This window comes from Inquilinus sp., assembly GCF_039594555.1.
In the GTDB taxonomy this organism is placed as follows: Bacteria; Pseudomonadota; Alphaproteobacteria; order DSM-16000; family Inquilinaceae; genus Inquilinus.
On the sequence record NZ_JBCNNF010000582.1, the window covers coordinates 1 to 3303 of the forward strand.

Sequence of the window (3303 nt, forward strand, 5' to 3'; positions counted from 1 at the left end):
ACAGCGGAGAAGGCCCATGGGCTCCCCCAGCTTTCGCGTCGGCCCCAGCTTTCGTGTCGGCGACGCCGTCATCACCCGGATCGACGAGATCCCGCTGAGCCACCGCTCGCCGGTCGAGCTGTTCCCGGAAACCGACCCGGAGGCCGGCGACCGGCATCGCGGCCGGCTGCCGGCCGGGGCGCAGGACCCGGAGACCGGGGCTATCGGCCTGAGCATCCACAGCTGGCTGGTGCGCACGCCGCATCACACCATCCTGATCGACACCGCCACCGGCAACGGCAAGGAGCGGCCGGGCGTGCCGGTGATGCACCGGCTCGACGTGCCCTATCTGCAACGCCTGGAAGCCGCCAGGGTGCGGCCGGAGCAGGTCGACCACGTGCTGATCACCCATGTCCATGCCGACCATGTCGGCTGGAACACCCGGCTGGTCGACGGCCGCTGGGTGCCGACCTTCGCCAACGCCCGGCACCATTTCTCGGCGATCGAGCAGCGCTACGGCGACAGCCTGTCCGATCCGGCGGCGCCGCCGTTCCGCCCCGACCCGGCGCTGGGCGCGCCGCGCCACCCGCCGCTGGACGGCGTCTACCAGGACAGCGTCCGGCCGGTGATCGAGGCCGGGCTGGCCGATCTGGTGTCGGTCGATGGCGGCGAGGTGCTGGACGGCATCTCCTTCCACCCGGCGCCGGGCCACAGCATCGATCACGCCGTGATCCGCCTGCGCTCGCGCGGCGAGGAGGCGCTGTTCGCCGGCGACGTGATGCACCACCCGCTGCAGGTCTACGAGCCGGGCTGGAACTCCCGCTACTGCGAGTTCCCGGAGCCGGCGCGCGCCTCCCGCCGCTGGCTGCTGGAGACGGCGGCGGAGAGCGGCGCCCTCGTCCTGCCCGGCCATTTCCCGGACAGCTCGGCCGGCCGCATCACGCGGCATGGCGATTGCTTCGAATGGACCTTCGCATGACCGGAGCCGAAACCATGACCATCGACACGGCGGCCGCGGAGATCGCGGTCGAGGACCTGATGATCCCGAGCGACACGCCGGGCATCGACCTGCACATCCGCAACAAGCGCCCGGCCGGGATGCGGGACTTCTCGCCGGAGCGCAGCATCGTGCTGATGCACGGCGCCACCTATTCCTCCGGCACGCTGTTCGACGTGCCGGTCGGCGGCTTCTCCTTCATGGACTGGCTGGCCGGCCGCGGCTACGACGTCCATGCCGTCGACGTCCGCGGCACCGGCGGGTCGACCCGGCCGCCGGAGATGGACCGGCCGCCGGAGGAGAACCCGCCGCTGGTCCGGACCGAGACCGGCGTGCGCGACTTCTCGACTGCGGTCGATTTCGTGCTGCGGCGGCGCGGGCTGGAGCAGACCAACATCGTCGCCATGTCCTGGGGCGGTTCGGTCGCGGGGGCCTATACCAGCCGCAATAATGCCAGGGTGGCGAAGCTGGCGCTGGTGGCGCCGCAATGGCTGAACCCCGGCAAGGCGCGGATCGACCCGGGCGGGACGCTCGGCGCCTATCGCCGGATCCCGGTGCTGCAGACCAAGGCCCGCTGGCTGGAGGGTGCGCCGGAGGGCAAGCGCGACGGGCTGATTCCCGAAGGCTGGTTCGAGACCTGGGCCGAGGCGGCTTTGGCCACCGACCCCGAAGGCCGGCTGCAATCGCCGCCGACCATGCGCGCCGGCACCGGCCCGATCCTCGACACGCGGGAATACTGGACCGCCGATCGGCCCTTCTACGAGCCCGGCGACATCACCGTCCCGGTGCTGCTGGTCCATGCCGAATGGGACCTGGACGTGCCGCTGGCCGTGGCCCAGGAGCACTTCACCCGCTTCACCGGCGCGCCCTACCGCCGCTGGGTCGAGATCGGCGAAGGCACCCACATGGTGCTGATGGAGAAGAACCGGCTGCAGGCCTTCCGCGCCATCGGCGACTTCCTGGACGAGGCCTACGCGCCGGAAGGGTAGGGGCAGAAGCGGATTGGCCGGGCAATGCGAACGAGGGTAGCCTCAGCGCCGGCCGCAACCGCCCGGAGGCTCCATGTTCAAAGCGATCTCCGACAGCGCCGCCGCAGCGGATGGCGGGTCGCTCGCGCTCTTCGCCGAGCGGATCGACGGAACGGTCGAGACCTTCGTCATCAACCGGTCCCTCGCCAGCCGCGGCACGGCGGACCACAACCGGGTCGCGTCGACTCTGCGGGCGCTGTCGCCGGCCGACTGCCTCGCCGCGGCCGATGCGCTCGAGGCGTTGCTGCCCGCGACGCCGCGAGTCCATCCGGTGGAGGATTTCGTCGTAACGCTGCGGGCTCAGGGCCGGGCCGGGACAGGGGGCGCCGTCAGCCCTTCTCCGGAACCGCCTCCACCGCCCCGCCGGCCTCGGTCCAGTCCTTGAAGGCGCCGAGGTTGCGGACATCGACATAGCCGAGGTCCAGCAGCGCCTTGCCGGCCAGGGCCGAGCGGCCGCCGGAGGCGCAGTACAGGATCACCGTGCGGTCGCGGCGGAAGGCCGGGTCGTGGTAGGGCGAGTCCGGGTCGGCCCGGAACTCCAGCATGCCGCGCGAGACATGGGCGGCGCCGGCGATCCTGCCGGATTTCAGCTCCGGCGCGTCGCGGACGTCGACCACCAGGGCTCCGGCCCGCATCAGGGCGACGGCCTCCTCTCGGGTGACGCGCGGCACCGCGGCGTTGGCGTCGGCCAGCAAGTCCTTGACCGATGTCGTCATGGGAGCCTCCTGCATCATCTTCCGCCAGGATCGGGGGCGTGCCGGAGGCTGTCATCTCCCGAATGGGAGGGGCGGATTGTCCCTCAGTCCTCCGCCAGCACCGTGGCGGCGCCGGGGGCCAGCAGCGTTCCCACGGGCTCGCCGCGGACGATCCGCAGCATCGCGCCCGGCCGGTCGAAGGCGAAGACGTGCAGCGGCAGGCCGTGGTCGCGCGCCAGCAGGATCGCCGACTGGTCCATCACCTTCAGCTCCTGCTGGATCGCGTCGGCGAAGGCCAGGCTGGCATATTTCCGGGCCTCGGGGTCGGTGCGCGGATCGGCGGTGAACACGCCGTCGACGCCGTCCTTGGCCGCCAGCACCGCGTCGCAGCGCAGCTCGATCGCCCGCTGCACCGCCGGATAGTCGGTGGTGACATAGGGCTGGCCATTGCCGCCCGCCAGCACGACGATGGCGCCCTTGGCCAGGTGCCGGTCGGCGCGCAGCCGGATATAGGGCTCGGCCATCGACGGGATCGGCACCGCGCTCATCACCCGCACCTCGGCGGCCGACCGCGCGGTCAGCGCCGCGCGCAGCATTACCGCGT

At 71.9% G+C, this 3303-nt stretch carries 4 protein-coding genes and 1 pseudogene; 3 read left to right on the forward strand and 2 right to left on the reverse strand.

Annotated features, from left to right (window positions below; translation table 11 throughout):
* Positions 1 to 16: 16 nt before the first annotated feature.
* The 3 genes from ABDW35_RS34415 (at position 17) to ABDW35_RS34425 (ending at position 2389) form a co-directional block, all read left to right on the forward strand.
* Positions 17 to 958 (forward strand): MBL fold metallo-hydrolase, encoded by a 942-nt coding sequence (locus ABDW35_RS34415; RefSeq protein ID WP_343718349.1) that lies wholly within the window; start codon positions 17 to 19, stop codon positions 956 to 958.
* Positions 955 to 1965 carry an alpha/beta hydrolase gene (locus tag ABDW35_RS34420; RefSeq protein ID WP_343718350.1) on the forward strand — a complete coding sequence of 337 codons (1011 nt, stop codon included), beginning with the start codon at positions 955 to 957 and terminating at the stop codon, positions 1963 to 1965. The genes ABDW35_RS34415 and ABDW35_RS34420 overlap by 4 nt, the downstream gene beginning before the upstream one ends.
* Positions 1966 to 2038: 73 nt before the next feature.
* On the forward strand, positions 2039 to 2389 hold the full coding sequence (locus tag ABDW35_RS34425) for a hypothetical protein (RefSeq protein ID WP_343718351.1): 351 nt from the start codon (positions 2039 to 2041) through the stop codon (positions 2387 to 2389).
* Here ABDW35_RS34425 and ABDW35_RS34430 read toward each other — a convergent pair.
* Together ABDW35_RS34430 and pyrH are read right to left on the reverse strand one after the other, a co-directional pair.
* Positions 2334 to 2720 carry a rhodanese-like domain-containing protein gene (locus ABDW35_RS34430; protein ID WP_343718352.1) on the reverse strand — a complete coding sequence of 129 codons (387 nt, stop codon included), beginning with the start codon at positions 2718 to 2720 and terminating at the stop codon, positions 2334 to 2336. The two genes, ABDW35_RS34425 and ABDW35_RS34430, sit on opposite strands and share 56 nt — an antisense overlap.
* Positions 2721 to 2803: 83 nt before the next feature.
* Positions 2804 to 3303: pseudogene (pyrH, locus tag ABDW35_RS34435) on the reverse strand (UMP kinase); the annotation flags it as partial.